At 61.7% G+C, this 18,057-nt stretch carries 17 protein-coding genes; 11 read left to right on the top strand and 6 right to left on the bottom strand.

All coding sequences use genetic code 11. From position 1 onward, the window contains the following. Positions 1 to 70 precede the first annotated feature (70 nt). Positions 71 to 1,156, bottom strand: a complete 1,086-nt coding sequence (locus TQ39_RS10140) for an ABC transporter ATP-binding protein (RefSeq protein ID WP_009324502.1) — start codon at positions 1,154 to 1,156, stop codon at positions 71 to 73. Between the two features lie 590 nt (positions 1,157 to 1,746). On the opposite strand from TQ39_RS10140, the gene TQ39_RS10130 reads away from it, so the two are divergent. The 6 genes from TQ39_RS10130 to TQ39_RS10105 all read left to right on the top strand — a co-directional run bounded on the left by TQ39_RS10130 (position 1,747) and on the right by TQ39_RS10105 (position 7,342). Next, complete coding sequence (locus TQ39_RS10130; RefSeq protein WP_050005446.1) at positions 1,747 to 2,283, top strand: PglD-related sugar-binding protein; 537 nt, start codon at positions 1,747 to 1,749, stop codon at positions 2,281 to 2,283. Further along, on the top strand, positions 2,276 to 3,898 hold the full coding sequence (locus TQ39_RS10125) for a phosphotransferase (RefSeq protein ID WP_050005445.1): 1,623 nt from the start codon (positions 2,276 to 2,278) through the stop codon (positions 3,896 to 3,898). The genes TQ39_RS10130 and TQ39_RS10125 overlap by 8 nt, the downstream gene beginning before the upstream one ends. Positions 3,899 to 3,916: 18 nt before the next feature. Then, positions 3,917 to 5,185 carry an O-acetylhomoserine aminocarboxypropyltransferase/cysteine synthase family protein gene (locus TQ39_RS10120; RefSeq protein WP_050005444.1) on the top strand — a complete coding sequence of 423 codons (1,269 nt, stop codon included), beginning with the start codon at positions 3,917 to 3,919 and terminating at the stop codon, positions 5,183 to 5,185. A 147-nt stretch (positions 5,186 to 5,332) separates the two neighbouring features. Further along, on the top strand, positions 5,333 to 5,842 hold the full coding sequence (locus TQ39_RS10115; RefSeq protein WP_050005443.1) for an RNA polymerase sigma factor: 510 nt from the start codon (positions 5,333 to 5,335) through the stop codon (positions 5,840 to 5,842). Next, the gene (locus tag TQ39_RS10110; protein WP_050005442.1) at positions 5,839 to 6,417 is read left to right on the top strand and encodes a zf-HC2 domain-containing protein; all 579 of its coding nucleotides are present in this window, start codon (positions 5,839 to 5,841) and stop codon (positions 6,415 to 6,417) included. Before TQ39_RS10115 ends, TQ39_RS10110 begins: the two co-directional genes overlap by 4 nt. Continuing rightward, positions 6,395 to 7,342: a hypothetical protein gene (locus TQ39_RS10105; protein WP_050005441.1), complete on the top strand. Its 948-nt coding sequence runs from the start codon at positions 6,395 to 6,397 to the stop codon at positions 7,340 to 7,342. The genes TQ39_RS10110 and TQ39_RS10105 overlap by 23 nt, the downstream gene beginning before the upstream one ends. A 67-nt stretch (positions 7,343 to 7,409) precedes the next feature. On the opposite strand, the gene TQ39_RS10100 is transcribed toward TQ39_RS10105, so the two are convergent. Then, positions 7,410 to 8,309: a LysR family transcriptional regulator gene (locus TQ39_RS10100; RefSeq protein ID WP_069955732.1), complete on the bottom strand. Its 900-nt coding sequence runs from the start codon at positions 8,307 to 8,309 to the stop codon at positions 7,410 to 7,412. Positions 8,310 to 8,413: 104 nt separating this feature from the next. Here TQ39_RS10100 and TQ39_RS10095 point away from each other — a divergent pair, with 104 nt between their 5' ends. Both TQ39_RS10095 and TQ39_RS10090 read left to right on the top strand, forming a co-directional pair. Then, a complete protein-coding gene (locus TQ39_RS10095; RefSeq protein ID WP_009324492.1) occupies positions 8,414 to 9,004 on the top strand; it encodes a chromate transporter in 591 nt (196 codons plus the stop codon). Then, entirely contained in the window at positions 9,001 to 9,696 is a 696-nt protein-coding gene (locus TQ39_RS10090; protein ID WP_420865183.1) for a chromate transporter, read from the top strand. Before TQ39_RS10095 ends, TQ39_RS10090 begins: the two co-directional genes overlap by 4 nt. 142 nt (positions 9,697 to 9,838) lie before the next feature. Here TQ39_RS10090 and TQ39_RS10085 read toward each other — a convergent pair whose 3' ends face one another. Next, entirely contained in the window at positions 9,839 to 10,753 is a 915-nt protein-coding gene (locus tag TQ39_RS10085) for a LysR family transcriptional regulator (protein WP_009324488.1), read from the bottom strand. Between the two features lie 200 nt (positions 10,754 to 10,953). Here TQ39_RS10085 and TQ39_RS10080 point away from each other — a divergent pair, with 200 nt between their 5' ends. The 3 genes from TQ39_RS10080 (at position 10,954) to gltA (ending at position 14,587) form a co-directional block, all read left to right on the top strand. Continuing rightward, positions 10,954 to 12,165 carry an iron-containing alcohol dehydrogenase gene (locus TQ39_RS10080; RefSeq protein WP_009324487.1) on the top strand — a complete coding sequence of 404 codons (1,212 nt, stop codon included), beginning with the start codon at positions 10,954 to 10,956 and terminating at the stop codon, positions 12,163 to 12,165. 179 nt (positions 12,166 to 12,344) lie between these two features. Then, complete coding sequence (locus tag TQ39_RS10075; RefSeq protein ID WP_009324486.1) at positions 12,345 to 13,187, top strand: sulfide/dihydroorotate dehydrogenase-like FAD/NAD-binding protein; 843 nt, start codon at positions 12,345 to 12,347, stop codon at positions 13,185 to 13,187. A gap of 2 nt (positions 13,188 to 13,189) precedes the next feature. Further along, positions 13,190 to 14,587, top strand: coding sequence for an NADPH-dependent glutamate synthase (gene gltA / locus TQ39_RS10070; RefSeq protein WP_009324485.1), 1,398 nt, complete (start codon positions 13,190 to 13,192; stop codon positions 14,585 to 14,587). A gap of 89 nt (positions 14,588 to 14,676) precedes the next feature. Here the strand turns inward: gltA and TQ39_RS10065 are convergent, their stop codons facing one another. The 3 genes from TQ39_RS10065 to TQ39_RS20290 form a co-directional block, all read right to left on the bottom strand. Then, a complete protein-coding gene (locus tag TQ39_RS10065) occupies positions 14,677 to 15,045 on the bottom strand; it encodes a DUF2500 domain-containing protein (protein WP_050005440.1) in 369 nt (122 codons plus the stop codon). Positions 15,046 to 15,087: 42 nt separating this feature from the next. Further along, positions 15,088 to 15,876, bottom strand: coding sequence for a sugar phosphate isomerase/epimerase family protein (locus TQ39_RS10060; protein WP_050005439.1), 789 nt, complete (start codon positions 15,874 to 15,876; stop codon positions 15,088 to 15,090). Between the two features lie 139 nt (positions 15,877 to 16,015). Further along, positions 16,016 to 17,914 carry a type I phosphomannose isomerase catalytic subunit gene (locus tag TQ39_RS20290; RefSeq protein WP_082052199.1) on the bottom strand — a complete coding sequence of 633 codons (1,899 nt, stop codon included), beginning with the start codon at positions 17,912 to 17,914 and terminating at the stop codon, positions 16,016 to 16,018. Positions 17,915 to 18,057: the final 143 nt, after the last annotated feature.

Genomic DNA, 18,057 nt, shown 5'->3' with positions numbered 1-18,057 from the left:
GTAGAGCGGCAGCAGCGTCAGCCAGACGCCGCTCTGCTTTTTTTCTTTTTAAAAGGGGTGGAGGCTGCTTTCATTTCGCTTCTTCCGCCTCCACGTCCACGGGCACGGCGCTGGCCGGCGCCCAGGTCACGCGCACCGCGTCGCCCGTCTGCACATCCATATCAATGCCGTGGCGGCTGGCGATGAGCGTCGTGCCGTCGGAAAGCTCCAGTGCGATGCGCAGCATGCCGCCGGCAAACGTCTTTTCCCGGATAACGGCCGCGATACCGCAGGCAGCGGGGTCCTTTGTGAATTCCACGTGCTCGCTGCGCACGGCCAGTGTGATGGGCGCACCGGGGGCAAAGGAATATCCGCGGCGCAGCGCGCCCGCGCAGCCGCCTGCGCAGGCTACCTTCAGCACGTCGTCCTCCACAGCCTCAACCGTGCCCGTCAGCACATTGGCGGTGCCCACAAAGCGCGCCACATAGCTGGTGCGCGGGCTGTCATACACCTCCGCCGGAGTACCGAGCTGTTCGAACCGGCCGTCTTTCATCACGGCGATGCGGTCCGACATATTAAGGGCTTCCTCCTGATCGTGGGTGATGTAGATGAACGTGATGCCCAGTTGTTTTTGCAAAGCCTTCAGCTCCAGCTGCATTTGGCGGCGCAGCTGCAGGTCCAGCGCGCCGAGGGGTTCGTCCAGCAGCAGCACGCTGGGACGGTTCACCACGGCGCGGGCAATGGCGACACGCTGACGCTGCCCGCCGGAAAGCTCCGCAGGCATGCGCTTGCCGTAGCCGGAGAGCTGCACAAGGGCCAGCGCGTCGTCCACGGCTTTTTTTATCTCGTCCTTGGGACGTTTTTTCAGCTTCAGACTGTAGCCGATGTTCGCGGCCACTGTCATGTGCGGGAACAGGGCGTAATTCTGGAACACGGTGTTCACGTCGCGTTTGTTGGGTTCGGAGTCCGTCACGTCCTGCCCGTTCAGAATGACGCGGCCCTCGTCGGGCGTTTCCAGCCCGGCAATGATGCGCAGCGTCGTGGTTTTGCCGCAGCCCGAAGGGCCGAGCAGCGTGATGAATTCGCCTTTGCCGATTGAGATGCTGATACCGTTCAGCACGTCGGTATCACCGAAATGCTTTGCGATGTTTTGCAGTTCCAGAATTGTTTCTCCCATTTTCCTCTCCTCATTAAAACCGATTGGCCCGGGCGCGGGCCGGAAAAGCGGGCCGCAATACAGCAGCCCGCCGCCGCAAAGCGGCACTTTAGAGCGATTATAACATGATGTCGCCGCGAAGCGGCCACAACAAAACCATGCGCGTCATGGTTTTGCATGTTACAAAAGCCGAAAGGAAAGCGCAGCGCGCTTTCAGGGTCTGCCGGGCAGGCCCGCCGCAAAGCGGCACTTTAGAGCTATTATAACAGAAATGCGCATTTTTCAAAGAGCTTTTGCCAAAAAAATCCTTGCCGCGCCGCCAAATTTTTGCCCTCTGTCCCGCGCAAAGTTGTGTAAGTATACGAATTTCGTGGGTTTTGCCCCCGCCGAAGCATTTTGCGTCGCCCCACGAGGGTGCAATGCACGGGGAGCCGCAGCTCCGCAGCGGCGCTTCGTCTGCTGCCCCTGCGGAGTTTTCCGGGAGGGGGCTGCGAAAGGTTTTGAAGAAGCGGTCTGTTTTTTTTAGTATAAATATGGTATGATATTCTATCATATACAAGAATGTGAATGCCTCCGGCCGCGCGGTGCGGAGGCGGTATGGGAGGCTGCGGATGGAAAACCTGATCATCCTCGGCGCGGGTGGCTACGGCCGCACGGCGGCTGAAACAGCGCGGGCTATGGGCGTTTTCGGGCGTGTGGCGTTCCTGGACGACGGATGCACGGGAACGGATATCCTCGGCCCGTGTACGGACTATATACGCTTTGCGGGGAAATTCCGCTGGGCGTATCCGGCCTTTGGCGCCAACGCGCTGCGCGCCGCCTGGCTGGAAAAACTGGCCGCGGCGGGCTACAGCCTGCCGGCGCTGGTGCATCCGAGAGCCTATGTCAGCCCCACGGCGGATATCCGTCCCGGGGCTGTGGTGCTGGCGCTGGCCGCTGTGGGAGCGTGTGCTGTCGTGGAGCAGGGGGCCATCGTGAACATGGGGGCGATCGCGGACCACGACTGTGTGGTCGGCGCGTGCGCCCACCTTGCGCCCGGGGCCATTGTCAAGGCCGGCAACACCGTGCCCGCGCAGATGAAGATAGAATCCGGCACCGTGCTCGAACGGGGCGCGGCATTTTTACCATTGGGGGGACAGCATGTCTAAACTTTTGATCTTGGGCGCCGGCGGCCTTGGCCAGATGGTGGGGGAAGTGGCGCGCGCCGCAGGGAACTGGGACGGCGTGGCGTTTCTGGACGACGCCGTCCGCGGCGCGGACGTTGCAGGCAAATGCATGGACTACACTTCGCTCACGGGTGAATACCCTGAGGCCGTGGCGGCGTTTGGCGACAACCGCCTGCGCCTGGCGTGGACGCGTCGCCTGCTGGACGCGGGTTACCGTGTGCCCAGCGTGGTGCATCCCACAGCCATCGTCAGCCCGTCCGCGGTGCTTGGGCCGGGCTGCCTTGTGCTGCACGGGGCCATCATCAACACCAATACTGTGCTGGGCGCGGCATGCCTTGTAAACAGCGGCGCGCTGGTGGACCACGATAACGTCCTGGAAGACGGCGTGCACGTCAATCTGCACGCCACCATCAAGGCCTGGTGCCACATGGAGCCGTGCGCGCGCACCGAGGCGGCCACCGTGCTGTATTCCACCCGCCGGCACATTGACGGGGTGGAGGACCACAACCTGGAGGACGCGCTGTTCGCTTTCAAGCTGGGCGAGACGGCCAGCTATGTAAAGCCCTTCGGCGCGGGACACATCAACGACACCTATGCCGTGTACATGGCGGCGCAGGGCGGCGACGAGCTGCGCTATGTCATCCAGCGCATCAACACGGGTGTGTTTAAGGACCCGCGCGCCGTCATGGAGAATATTTTCGGCGTGACGGAATACCTGCGCCGAAAGATACTGGCGCGCGGCGGCGACGCGGACCGCGAGACGCTGAATTATATCAAGACGAAAACAGGCGACAACTATTTTGAGGACGCGGTGGGAAGCGCGTGGCGCTGCTATAACTATATTCCGGATTCCGTGTGCATCGAAAGCGTGACGGACCCGATGGACTTCTACCATTCGGCCAAGAGCTTCGGCGGCTTTTTGCGCGCGCTGGAGGATTATCCGGCCGGGACGCTGCACGAGACCATCGAGAAATTCCATGATACCCGCAAGCGTCTTGCAGACTTTGACAAGGCGCTGGAGCGCGACGTGAAGAACCGCGCGCGGACCTGCCGGGAGGAGATTGCCTTTGTGCAGCGGCGCAGGGCGGACTGCGCGGTGCTGATGGACTTGCTGGACGCGGGAAAGCTGCCGCTGCGTGTGACGCACAACGACACGAAGCTGAACAATATTTTGTTTGATGCCCACACCGGCGAGGCGCTGTGCGTCATCGACCTCGACACCATCATGCCGGGGCTTGCGCTGAACGATTACGGCGATTCCATCCGCTTCGGCGCGTCCACGGCAGCTGAGGACGAGCCGGACGTTTCCAAGGTGCATTTTGACCTGTACCTGTTTGAGCTGTATACCCGCGGTTATCTGGAGGCCGCGGGCGTCGCGCTGACGGACACGGAAAAAGAGTACCTGCCCTGGGGCGCCAAGCTGATGACGCTGGAGTGCGGCATCCGTTTTCTGACGGACTATCTGCAGGGCGATACCTACTTCAAGGTGAGCCGGGCGCGCCAGAACCTGGAGCGCTGCCGCACCCAGTTCAAGCTGGTGGCGGACATGGAAAACGTTTGGGACGAAATGGCGTCCATCGTGAAAAAGTATTCGTGAGAGGGGAAGAAAAACACCATGCACATCGAAACAAAATGCCTGCATGAGGGCTACAAGCCCGGCAACGGCGAGCCGAAGGCCCTGCCGATCTACCAGAGCACCACCTACACCTATGATTCCACCGAGCACATCGGCCAGCTGTTCGACCTTTCGGCGGACGGCCACATGTATTCCCGCATCTCCAACCCCACCGTCGCGGCGGTGGAACAGAAAATCGCGGCGCTGGAGGGCGGCGTGGGCGCGCTGTGCACCACCAGCGGACAGGCGGCCAGTCTGCTTGCGGTTCTGAACATCTGCACCGCGGGCGACCATTTTGTCGCCGCCTCCACCATTTACGGCGGTACGGTGAACCTGTTTGCGGTCACGCTGAAGAAGTTCGGCATCGAATGTACCTTCGTGGACGCGGACGCGCAGGAGGAGGAGATCGAAAAGGCGTTCCGCCCCAACACAAAGGCGTTGTTCGGCGAGACCATCGCCAACCCTGCCATCGCTGTGCTGGACCTTGAAAAATTCGCGCGCACCGCCCACAGAAACGGCGTGCCGTTTCTTGTGGACAACACCTTTGCCACGCCTGTGCTGTGCCGTCCCATCGAGTGGGGCGCGGATATCGTGGTGCACTCCACCACGAAGTACATGGACGGCCATGCCATCCAGGTGGGCGGCGTGATCGTGGATTCCGGCAATTTCAACTGGGAAAACGGAAAATTCGGCGAGCTGTGCACGCCGGACGAGAGCTATCACGGCGTGACCTATACCAGGGATTTCGGCAGGGCTGCGTATATCACCAAGGCGCGGGTGCAGCTGATGCGCGATTTCGGTATGTACCCCTCCGCGCAGGATGCGTTTCTGCTGAACCTTGGGCTGGAGACGCTGGCCGTGCGCATGGAGCGTTACTGCCGCAACGCGGAACAGGCCGCTGCCTTCCTGGCAAGGCAGCCGGAGGTGGAGTTTGTCAATTATCCCGCGCTGTCCGGCAGCCCTTATGCCGCAGCCGCAAAAAAATACCTGCCCGACGGGTGCAGCGGGGTGATCTCGTTCTCCATTCGCGGCGGGCGCGAGGTGGCCGTCAAGTTCATGGACAGCCTGTCCCTGGCCAACAAGGTGGTGCATGTAGCCGACATCTGCACCTGCGTGCTGCATCCGGCCAGCAGCACCCACCGCCAGCTCACCGACGAACAGCTTGTGGCCGCGGGCATCACGCCGGGGCTTATCCGCCTGTCCGTGGGGCTGGAGCACATCGACGATATTCTGGACGATCTGAAAAAAGGCTTCGCGGCCATCCGCTGAACGGCTCGCGGCCTGTTGGGATGAAACGCGGCGCAGAGCATTTTTTGCTCTGCGCCGCGTTTTGTTTTGCAAGGAGGCAAAAAGTTTTCCGAAAGCTGAAACAAAATGTCTGCGCGTGCGTCTAACATGCTGAAAGGAGGCGTCCCGATGCAGGAGATCGAACAGATCTATACCCAGTGCCGGCAGGATGTGTACCGTTACCTGTGCAGCCTGACGCGGGACGCCGCCCTTGCGGAGGACCTGCTGAGCGAGACGTTCCTGCGGGCGCTCACAGGGCTGAGCGGCTTTCGGAAGGGCGCATGTGTGCGCACCTGGCTGTTCAGCATTGCACGGCATGTTTGGATCGACGGGCTGCGGCGCAAACGGCATGTACTTTCCGGCGATGAGCTTTTGGCCCGGTATGTGGAGGAGGGCGGCCCGGGCGCGCCTCCGTTTGAAACGCAGGTGGACGCCCGGGCGCTGGCCGCGCGGGCAAAGGAACTGCTGCAAACGCGCCGCCCGCCCGCCGGAGAGGTGCTTTGGCTGCGGGCGCAGGGATATTCGTTCGCGGAGATCGCACAGAGGTGCGGCGTCAGCGAAAGCGCGGCCCGCACGTTGGATTTTCGCACGCGCCACTGGCTGCGGGAGCAATTGCAGAAGGAGGGGGCAGAGCTATGAAAACACAAACAGAGCGAGGGATACGCTTTGACATTTCCTGCGAGGTATGCCGGGACCTGATGCCGCTGGTACGGGACGGCGTGGCCAGCGCGGACAGCGAAGCGCTGGTACGCGCGCATACGGAGCGTTGCGGTGGCTGCCGCACGATGCTGGAAAGCGAAACGCCGCCCGAGCACAGCATGCCGGATGATGCGCGGGTACTGCGCAGGCTGCGCTGGAGGCTGCTGGCGCAAAGCGTGCTGTTCGCGCTGGTGGGCGTGCTGGGCGCGCTGTGGCTCACCTCCCGCGCGGGCGACGTGTATCTTACATGGTGGCTGCCGCTGGTGGGCGCGGCGTGTTATTATGTCCTGCGGCGCAGGTGCTGGCTGGTGCCGGCTGCAGCGGCGGCGTTTGTGCTTTTGTATTTTTTTATCCCAAACATGCAATCGCTGCAGTGGGGTTCAGTGGTGCTGTATGCGTCTATGGCGCTGGCGGTTGCCGGGCCGCTGGCCATAGGCTGTGCAATCGCGGGGCTGCTGCATTTTGCGTTTGGAAACAGGAAGGAGGAAAAATATGCAGACGGCAAAAAGCATTGACGAAAGAGCGGGCGAGACGCACAAAGGCAGGACTCGCGTTCCGCGTACGAAAACAACACGTGCGCTGGCGCTTCTGTTGGCGCTGATCCTTTTGGGAGGACTTGTATGGTGGACATGGCGAAAGACGGGGAATCCTCTGATCGCCTGGTATACAGAACAGAAAATTACCGCGCATTATAGGGCTTACCATCCGGGTGAAGGCTACATTGTCGGGCCTGCCCGTTATCAGTGGGTCGTCCGGGCGGACAAATCGGCGGGCATGGATTATGTGTGTACGGTTCGCAAAGAAGCAAGCGAGGATGTTGAATTTCCGGCATATTTCAGCGATGGAGCAGTGTTCAGCCAAATAGGCGGAGCAGTCCGTTCGGGTTGCAACACCTACGAACGGTTCAAAAATCTTTTGAACTCGGAGCTGGAAAGCGGCGCAACGGCGGCGCGGCTGAGAGCGCTGACGGGAGAAGCCGAAGTTCATGCAGGCTTTTACACAACGCAGGAAGGCCCTTTGTTTGACCCGGACGCGCCGGTCTTTCGGACAGACGAGGAATACGACCGTGCCGGGCTTCCGCTTCCGATAGAGCTGAGCGTAAGCTTTTCTGCGGTTGGCGCGCCGGCTCCTGCAGATGCGGAATTGGCGGACTACCTGCTGAAAACAAAGGCTGTCTGCGAAGAAACGGGCCAGCCCTTTGCATATTATTCCGTGGCGCTTGCCTTCAAGCCGACAGAACAGAAGGACCCGGTTTGGTGGGCGGCAGAGCATATCCCGTCGGAAGAGATCACGGAGGAGAAGATTCTGGATTATCTGGCAGCTTTGGACTGCGGGGTAAAGGCAAACTGCGGCCAGAGCCTGAACGGCCGGAATGAAATTATAGAGGAGAGAAAAAACGCGTGGCTGATTTCCCACGGGTACGAGCATTGCGCCCACTGAAAGAACAGGATATAGATACATCAAAGCCGCCGCGCGGCGGGATGTCTCCACGCCGCGCGGCGGCTTTTTACACCCTTTCCCGCGCAGCGTCGCCCTGGGCGCGGCACAGTGCCAGGAATTCCCGCGCTGACGCCGTAAGAAATTTATCCCGGTGGTGCACCAGGCGGAATTTGCGGGAAAGGTCCAGCCCATCCACGCGGAATACCGCCACCTGTCCCTTTTCCAGCGCGTCCGCTGCCATGCGCAGGGGCAGCACCGCCACGCCAAGGCCGCGGGTGGCCGCATTCACCAGCGCCAGCGTGCTGGTGGATTCCCATACCGGCGCGACCGTGAAACCCGCGGCCGCGGCCGCGCTGTCGAATTGCTCGCGGGTGCCGCTGCCTTTTTCGCGCAGCAGAAAGCGCTGGACGCGGAAGGCGTCCAGCGGCACGGTCTGGCCCTGCGTAAAGGGACGGCCCGGCGCGCAGACGACGGCCAGAGTATCCGCCATATATTCCTCCGCTGTCAGCGCACTGCCGTGGACAGGCCCTTCCATCAGAGCGACGTCCAGCGTGTTGTGCAGCAGCTTTTCCTCAAGCTGCTCCGACGGCCCCACCCAGACGCGCACATCCACCCCGGGGTGTGCCGCGCGGAATGCGTCCACATAACCGGGCAGGAACTGGGAGCCGATGGTAATGCTGGCTCCTACGCGCAGCACGCCCTGTTCGTCCCAGCCGCGCAGGCCCTTTTCCAGGTCGTCGAACAGGCCGCAGATGTGCACCGCGTATTCCCACATGCGCCGCCCGGCCTCGGTGAGATACAGGCGGCGGCCGATACGGTCGAACAGGCGCACACCGTAATATTCCTCCAGCTCGGCCACGGCGCGGCTTACGGCCGGCTGCGCCAGGTACAGCGCCCGCGCCGCGCGGGTGGTGTTGTTGCCGTTTTCGCACACGGCCAGAAAAATGCGGATGTGCCGCAGCGTCATGCCAAAATCTCCTTATAACAAAAATAATATGATATTTATAATATAATAGTATTTTTATTATTAAATTGCAAGGCGTATGATGATAGGGAAGGGGGAAGCGAGGTATGGAACAACAGCCAAAACACAGCAGGAAGGATTATCTGACGCTGTTCACCTCTACGTTCACGCTCAGTGCGTTCACATTCGGGGGCGGATTCGTCATCATCCCGCTGATGCGCAAAAAGTTCGTGGAGCAGCTGCACTGGATCGACGAGGAAGAGATGATGGATCTGACGGCCATTGCACAGTCCTCGCCGGGAGCCATCGCAGTGAACGCATCCATCTTAGTAGGCTACCGCGTGGCCGGCGTGCCCGGGGCGCTGGTCACGGTGCTGGGCACTGTGCTGCCGCCGCTCATCATTTTATCCATCATTTCTTTTTTTTACACTGCGTTTCGGGATAACCGCATCGTCGCGCTGGTCATGCGGGGGATGCAGGCCGGCGTGGCCGCCGTCATCTGCGACGTGGTGCTGACGATGGGGCGCTCCGTTCTGGGGGAAAGGCGCGTCCTGCCTGTGGTGATGCTGTTGGGCGCGTTTGCTGCGGCGCGCTTTTTCGGTGTGAACGTAGTGGCCATTATCCTGGTGTGCGGCGCGGTGGGCGCCGCTGACCTGTGGCGCAGGCAGCGCACCTCGAAAGGAGGCCGCGCGCAATGATCCATCTGGAACTGTTCTGGAGCTTTTTTCAAATCGGGCTGTTCAGCATCGGCGGCGGCTATGCCGCCATGCCGCTCATCCAGCACCAGGTGGTGGAGCTGCATCCCTGGCTTACGCTGGAGCAGTTCAGCGATATCATTACGATCTCGCAGATGACGCCCGGCCCCATCGCCATCAATTCGGCCACGTTCGTGGGCCTGCAGTTGGGAGGGCTGCCCGGCGCGCTGGTGGCCACGGCGGGGTGTGTCCTGCCCTCCTGCATTATTGTGCTGACGCTGGCTTATGTATATTACCGCTACCGGGGCCTTTCCATGGTGCAGGGGGTGCTGGCGGGCCTGCGCCCGGCTGTGGTGGCGATGATCGCCTCCGCGGGCGTGACGCTGGTGAACCTTTCATTTTTCGGTGCGGACGCGCTGCCCGCAGGGCTCGCGGATGTGGACCTCATTGCCGTGCTGCTGTTTGCCGCCGCGCTGTTCGTGCTGCGGCGCTGGAAAAAAGGACCCCATCCTTGTGATGGCGGGCGCGGGCGCGGCGGGGCTTGTGCTGTACACGCTGCTGTAAGGCATTGCGCCCGAATGGCAAAAACCGCCCGGACGGCAAACCGTCCGGGCGGTTTTTGCATTGTATGGCAGCGGAATGCCGCAGGAACGGCCGGGGCGGGCCTCTCAAAAAACGTGCAGGGAAGCGCCTGACGTACCGTCTGTGCCGAGGCTTCGCGCGTTCTGCAATTCCATTGCATGCAGCGTATTCCCTTAAAAGAGCCAACCGAAAAAAGCGCAAACGCTGCAAAAAGGAAACTTTTAACACGGAATGGAACGCTTGAGGGCGCACAGATCATGTCTGCACCAGCCCTGCGATCTCGCGCCGGAGCTCGTTGATGAAGGCAACTTCCGCCGCGCTGAGCGCGCCGGGACGGCGGCGCACAAGCACGTCGCGGTAGCGCGAGGCGCTGCGGCAGGGCTTCTGCACCAGCTCCTGCTGGGCCAGGATCTCAAAGGGAACGGGGCTCACCCACATATAGCTGCCCGGCACATTCCGCAGAATGTCAAACTGGCCGCCGCGGTCAAATACGGCGATGCGGCCCTGCCTGCCGCCTGCCGCCTGCGCGGGCTGTTCGGCGGGCAGGACGGGCGTAAGGTCTCCGTGGACGATCTCGGGATAATCGCCCAGCAGGTGGTAGGGGATATCCCCCAGCGCGGCCAGGGGATGGCGTTCGTGCAGCAGTACCACCATGCTGAACTCCCAGAGCACCTCACCGGAGAGCGCGTTTTCCCGCAGGAGGTTGTCCAGCGTGGCCGCATGCTCCGCCTGCCAGCGCACGACGCCCAGATTGGCGGTGCCGGAGGCGACGTCGCTGATAACGGCGGCAGCGCTGGTCTCGCGGTACTGCACCTGCAGCGGGGCGCGCCCCTCCGCACCAAGGTACCGGCTGAACGCCTGCGCAACATAGCTGGCACGCGGCGCACAGACGGAGAGCTGCGTTCCGGTCTCGGTATGGGGGCCGAACATCGTCTCCAGGCTTTCCATCTGCGCGATGATGCTGCGGGCATAGCCCAGAAAATCCTCGCCGTTTTTGGTGGGCGCCACACCGCGGGCCGTGCGCTCGAACAGTGTGATGCCAAGCTCCGCCTCCAGCTCCCGGATGCTCTTGCTCAGGTTGGGCTGGCCCATATACAGATTTTTGGCTGCGGCGGTTATGGACCCCGTTTTGGCGACCTCGACGGCGTAGCGCAGCTGCTGCAGGTTCATGACGTGCACCTCCGAAACAGATATGTGAAAATAGATATAGGTACCATTCCTATTATACATTACCCGGCGGGAAAAGAAAGTGATAAAATTTTAACAAGGGATAAGGGCACGGCGGCGCCGGCGCTCCTGCCCCAACAGCCGGACCCCGGCGCGTTGCCGCCGGACAACATAATCCATCAAACTTACTGGAGGTTTTCGTTATGGCGCGTTTTACATTACCGCGTGATCTGTATCATGGCAAGGGCTCTATCGCGGAGCTGGCCAACCTGAAAGGCAAAAAGGCCATCGTCGTTGTTGGCGGCGGCAGCATGAAGCGCTTCGGCTTTCTGGACAAGGTAGAGGGCTACCTGAAGCAGGCCGGCATGGAAGTGCGCCTGTTTGAAAACGTGGAGCCGGACCCCTCTGTTGAGACTGTGATGCGCGGTGCGGCGGCCATGCGTGAGTTTGAGCCGGACTGGATCGTTGCCATGGGCGGCGGTTCCCCCATCGATGCTGCGAAGGCCATGTGGGCGTTTTATGAATATCCCGAGGTCACCTTTGAGGACCTGATCACCCCGTTCAGCTTCCCGACGCTGCGCACGAAGGCGAAGTTCTGCGCCATTCCGTCCACGTCCGGCACTGCCACCGAGGTCACCGCTTTCGCTGTTATTACCGACTATGCGAAGGGTATCAAGTATCCTCTGGCGGACTTCAACATCACACCGGATATCGCCATTGTGGACCCGGACCTGGCCGAGAAGATGCCCCCGAAGCTGACGGCCCATACCGGCATGGACGCCATGACACACGCCATTGAGGCCTATGTGTCCACACTGCATTGCAATTATACCGATCCTCTGGCGCTGCACGCCATCAAGCTCATCCACGAGAACCTGAAAAAATCCTACGACGGCGATATGGCTGCCCGCGATACCATGCACGACGCGCAGTGCCTGGCCGGCATGGCGTTCTCCAACGCGCTTCTGGGCATTGTGCACTCCATGGCGCACAAAACGGGCGCCGCATATTCCGGCGGCCACATCATCCACGGCGCGGCCAATGCCATGTACCTGCCCAAGGTCATCAAATTTAACGCCAGAAATGCCGAGGCGGCCGGGCGTTATGCCGAGATCGCTCGCTTTATCGACCTGCCGGGCAGCACCACTGAGGAGCTGGTGGACGCGCTGATCGCGGAGCTGCGCAAGATGAACAAGGAGCTGAATATCCCGTACGCCATTCAAAATTACGGCGAGGGCGGCGTCATCGCGGAGCAGAGCATCATCGACGAAAAGGAATTCAACGAGAAGCTGTCCGAGGTCGCGAAGAACGCCATTGCCGATGCCTGTACGGGTTCCAACCCCCGTATCCCCACGCAGGAGGAGATGGAAAAGCTGCTCACCGCTGTATACTATGACAAGGAAATCGACTTCTAAGAGCCGATTTTTGGTAGCAGCGCACAATTTGATGGGAAGCATAAAATTTTGAACACTCCCGTTTGTGTTTTATGCTATACTATACCCAATGGCGCAGCCGCCGGCCAGCGGCTGCGCCTTTCTTGAATGGTTCCCCCGCGCGTCCGCACGAGGGCAGAATGAGGAGGAGTGCGTGAAGTATGTATAAGATTTTGGAAAAGACGCCGCTGAACCCGACGGTGACAAAAATGGTCATCGAAGCGCCGCTGGTGGCGAAAAAAGCGGAGCCGGGACAGTTCATCATCTTCCGTGCGTCGGAGGACGGCGAGCGGGTGCCGCTGACGATCGCGGATTATGACCGTAAGGCCGGCACCGTGACGATCATCTTCCAGATCGTGGGCGGGGCGACGATGGAATTGAACGCCCTGAACGCAGGGGACAGCCTTGTGGACTTTGTGGGTCCGCTTGGCACACCCAGCAAGCTGGAAGGGCTGAAAAAGGTAGCCGTGGTGGGCGGCGGCGTTGGCTGCGCCATCGCGTATCCCACGGCGAAGAAGCTGCACGAGCTGGGCGCGGAGGTGCACAGCGTGGTGGGCTTCCGCAATAAGGACCTGGTGATCCTGGAGAAGGAGTTCGAGGCTGTCTCCGCCCAGGTGGTGAAGATGTCCGACGATGGCAGCTGGGGCGAAAAGGGCCTTGTGACGAACGCGCTGGAGGCGCTCATCAACGCGGGCAACCAGTACGATGAGGTAATTGCCATCGGGCCGCTGGTGATGATGAAATTTGTGTGCCAGCTGACGAAAAAATACGGCATCAAAACGACGGTGTCCATGAACCCGATCATGATCGACGGAACGGGCATGTGCGGCGGCTGCCGCCTGACCGTAGGCGGCAAGACAAAGTTTGCCTGCGTGGACGGGCCGGATTTTGACGGCCACGAGGTGGACTTTGACGAGGCGATGCACCGCGGCACAATGTACCGCGACTTTGAGGCGCACGCCCGTGAGGCGGAGTGCGAGCTGCTGAAAAAGGAGGTCGAATGATCATGCCGAATATGGACCCGAAAAAGTGCCCTATGCCGGTGCAGGACCCGGACGTGCGCAATAAGAATTTCAAGGAAGTGGCACTGGGCTATACCTATGAGATGGCTGTGAACGAAGCAAAGCGCTGCCTGAACTGCAAAAACAAGCCCTGTGTGAGCGGCTGCCCGGTGAATATAGATATCCCCGCCTTTATTGCGAAGGTGGCCGATGAGGACATGGAGGGCGCGTACGCCGTGCTCAGCGCGTCCAGCGCGCTGCCGGCGGTGTGCGGCCGCGTGTGCCCGCAGGAGAACCAGTGCGAGGGCAAATGTGTTCGCGGCATCAAAACGGAAAGCGTGGGCATCGGCCGTCTGGAGCGGTTTGTGGCCGACTGGCATCGGGAGCACAGCACCGAAAAGCCCGCCATGCCCGTGCCCAACGGGCACAGGGTGGCGGTCATCGGCTCCGGCCCGTCCGGGCTGACGGCGGCCGGTGACCTTGCAAAGCTGGGCTATAAGGTGACGGTGTACGAGGCGCTGCACACCGCGGGCGGCGTGCTGGTGTACGGCATTCCGGAATTCCGCCTGCCCAAGGATATCGTGCGCCAGGAGATCGACGGCCTGAAGGAGCTGGGCGTCGACATCGAGACCAACGTGGTCATTGGCAAGACGATCACCATCGACGAGCTGTTCGAAATGGGCAACGAGGCGGTGTTCATCGGTTCGGGCGCGGGCCTGCCCCGGTTCATGGGCATTCCGGGCGAGAGCCTGAAGGGCGTGTACTCGGCCAACGAGTTCCTCACGCGCATCAATCTGATGAAAGCGTACAGGGAGGGGGCGAAAACGCCCATCCAGCATGCAAGGAACGTGGCTGTTGTGGGCGGCGGCAACGTGGCCATGGACGCGGCGCGCTGCGCCAAGCGGTTGGGCGCGGAAAATGTGTACATCGTGTACCGCCGCAGCATGAACGAGCTGCCCGCCCGTAAGGAAGAGGTGGAGCACGCGGTGGAAGAGGGAATCATTTTCAAGACCCTCTCGAACCCGGTGGAGGTGCTGGGAGACGCAGACGGCAGTGTGTGCGGCATGCGCTGTGTGGAGATGGAACTGGGCGAGCCGGACGCAAGCGGCCGCCGCCGTCCGGTCGTGAAGGAAGGCAGTGAATTTGTGCTGGAGGTGGACTGCATGGTCATGTCCATCGGCACCAGCCCGAACCCGCTCATCCGCAGCACGACGCCGGGCCTGGAGACAAACAGCCACGGCTGCATCATCACCAACGGCGACGACGGCCTGACGACGCGCAACGCGGTGTACGCGGGCGGCGACGCCGTGACGGGCGCAGCCACGGTCATTCTGGCCATGGGAGCAGGCAAGCACGCCGCCAAGGCCATTGACGAGTACATCAAAAGTAAGGACAATGCCTGACGGATAAAAGGCAACAAAAGACGGGCTGCCGGCAGACGCCGGCAGCCCGTCTTTTGTGGGTGCCATAGAGGAAAGAAAGGGCAGGCGCCTTATTCCCGTTCAAAGGAAAGATAGCGTGTGCCCTGAAAGGTGAGCCTGCCGCGGTCGCCCTCGGCCAGCATGCCGTATTCCGCGCCCGAAAGGCGCAGTTCCATGCGGTCGCCGCTTTCCACCTGGAACGTGGCGTAATAAGTGGTGCTGGAGGTGACGTGCGCCGCGCCGCCTGTATTGTGGTGGGAGTGCGTGGTGGCGGTGCGCTTCGCCGCCACGACGGCGGGCACGGTCAGGCGCGGGGAATGGTTGTTTTGGTTCCATTGCAGCAGGCCGCGCACCGCAGTAACAAGGATGACGGCCAAAACCGCGAAGAATGCGAGGGAGAACAGAATTTCAAATCCACCGCCGAAGAAAAAGAAATCCATCAGAAAAAAACTCCTTTCACGTCCGAGCCAGGTGGGAGGACGTCACGGCTCAAAGCCCCAGGCGCGCATGGCGTCCAGGCTCTCCCGCATACACAGGAAAGCGTCCTTTTCCCAGCGCTCCTGCTCGGCAAAGGCCCAGCGCACGCCGGTTTCCCGGCAGGCGTCCACGGCGGCGCTCCAGTCCGTCACGCCCTGTCCCACGGGCACCAACGTTTCCGAGCCGTCGGGGGCGATGCAATAATCCTTGAAGTGCACGAATTCCACACGCCCGGCCCAGCGGCGCAGCAGTGCGTCTGGCGCGAGACCCGCTTTGCCGGAGTGGTACAGGTCCAGCCCGAGCGTTACGTTTTGAGGCGTGTGCTCCAAAAGCAGTTCCGTGCAGGAAAGGCCCGGCTCGGCCGTGTCTGCGGGCGCCCATTCCCGCGCGCGTGGATGAAACGCCAGCGTCATGCCCAGCGGCGCGATGCGCGCCGCCATGGCGGCCAGCTCCGCCGAAAAGGCAAGCACGCTCGCAGTGTCCGGCACCGGAGCGGGGATGCCGCTGACGCAGACGCAGGTGCTGCCGCACAGCACGTTCAAGCGCACGGTGCGCTCGAAATCATCCCGTACGGCTGTGTAGAGGTCTTGCGTGGAAACGCAGGTAAGCCCGGCGTCCCGCACGGCGGCGGCAACAAGCTCCGGCTCGAACTCCGGGTTCCACCACTGCATCTGCACCGTGCGGTAACCCATGTCCGCCAGCTTTTGCAGGGATGCGCGCAGCTCCTGGGGCGTTTGCAGATAGGGGCGCAGACTGGAGACCTGCGCGCCCACGATGTTTTTTTTATTGCTCATTACAGATTCCTCCCGGTTCGGTTTTGAGAAAAAAGCCCCGCTGTGCGCGGGGCTTTTGCGTGCGGTCCACACCCGCCGCGCGGCCCTGTGCAAACGGAGCCGCGCGTTATTGTTTTATACGGGGTGAAAAGGCGCTTTATTACAGGGTTGTCAAAACAAGCTGTGCGCGGCCCGCGATGGTATACGCGCCCAAGCCTGCGGGAAGGAACAGGCTGTCGCCCTTGGCAAAAGACACAGCCCCGCCGCCGCAAATGACTGCGCCGCTGCCGGACAGGCACAGCAGGGAATGGAAGCTCTCGCCGTCCGCGCACAGCGGCGCGCTGCCCGCTACGTCCAGCAGGCGCGCGGTGAAATAACCGCACTTGGCCAGCAGCGTGGAAGTGCAGTCCCCGTTCTGTTCCGGTTTCCCCATGGGGCCTGCCGGACGCTCGGGCGGGCACAGGCGTGCCACGTCCAGGGCCTTTTCCACGTGCAGTGCGCGGGGCTTTCCGTCCGCGCCCAGACGGCCGTAATCGAACACGCGGTAGGTGGTGTTGGAATTCTGCTGGATCTCGGCGATAAGGATGTCCGCGCCGATGGCGTGCACGGTACCGGCGTCAATGAAAAATACGTCGCCCGCTTTTACGGGCACGGCGTTCAGTACATCGGTGAGCGTGCCGTCTGCGATGCGCCGGGCGGCCTCCTCACGGGTGAGTTCCCGCTGGAAGCCGTAATAGAGCTGTGCGCCGGGCTGTGCATCCACCACATACCACATCTCGGTCTTGCCCGGTTCGCCCTCCACGCGCTGGGCGTAGGCGTCGTCCGGATGCACCTGCACAGAGAGCGGCCTGGCCGCGTCGATGAGTTTGATGAGCACGGGGAACACGCCGTCTGTATGCCTTGTCCCCACACATGCGGGGTGCCGGGCCGCATATTCCGCCAGCGTCCGGCCGGCGTCCGGCCCATTGACAATGGTGCTGGGGCCGTCCTTGTGGCAGCTCAGCTCCCAGCTTTCGGCCAGGGGCGACAGTCTGGTATGCTTGCCGTATTCGCTTTTCAGGCGTTCGCCGCCCCACAGGTAGTCCTTGAACGCGGGCGCGAGCTTGAGCGGCATTGCGGCAGGGGCGGAAAGACACAGCGCAGCCGCGCCGATGATGCCCGCCTTGTTGCCCAGCGTGGCGGTGTCCACACGTGTGACAAAGCTCTTGTCACCGCCGAAGCAATGGGCTTTCACGTATTCGTTCATCGGGTCCGTCAGGGCTTTGCCTTCGCCGGAGATACCGCCGCCCAGCAGCAGCATTTCAGGCCGAAAGATATTCACCATGTCCACAATGGCCTCGCCGAGATATTCCTCGTACTGCGCCACGACGGCCTTTGCGGCATCGTCGCCCGCGCGCATGGCGTCATATACGGATTTTGCGGTGATGCGTTCTTTGTTCAGCAGGCTTTCAGGATGCGCGGCCGCAGCCTCTGAAGCCTGGCGGATGAGAGCCGTGGCGGAGGCATAGCTTTCGATGCAGCCCCTGCGCCCACAGGTGCATTCCACGCCCCCGGAGATGAGCGTGCAGTGGCCCAGCTCTGCGCCCGCGCTGGCCTGCCCCTCATAGATATTCCCGTCGATGACAACGCCGCCGCCCACGCCTGTTCCCAGCGTGAGCAGTACGGCTGTTTTGCAGCCTTTGGCCGCGCCGGCGACCACCTCGCCCAGGGCAGCGCAGTTGGCGTCGTTGCTCAGGCGGCAGGGCAGGCCCGTCAGGCGCGTCAGGGTGGGGCAAAGGGGCACGTCGTCCCAATACAGGTTGTTGGAATAGACGACCTCGCCTGTGTCGCCGTTGCAGATGCCCGGGCTGCCCACGCCGATGCCCGCACAGTCGGCCCTGGAAAGGCCCGCCTTTTCCACAAGTTCCATCGCCAGGCGGGCCATATCGGCCGCGACCTCCTGCCACGGGCGCTGCGCCTTTGTGGGAACGCTGCCCTTTTCCAACAGCTTATAGTCCTCTGTAACGATGCCTGCGGCGATATTTGTACCGCCCAGATCAATGCCGATCGCATAACGCATTGTAGTGATGTCCCCCTTGTTTTCCGCGCTGGTCACACGCGCGTTTTACTACTGTAAAGTGTAAGGCAGGGGCCGGGGCATGTCAAGAGAACACGCGCGTTTTAGACGGAAAATTTCTAGTGGCGTACAGGCTGGGAAGATGG

It is taken from the genome of Ruthenibacterium lactatiformans (assembly GCF_000949455.1).
GTDB lineage: Bacteria > Bacillota > Clostridia > Oscillospirales > Ruminococcaceae > Ruthenibacterium > Ruthenibacterium lactatiformans.
The sequence above is the reverse complement of the archived record's forward strand: the minus strand, read 5'-3'. Positions and strand labels throughout refer to the sequence as shown.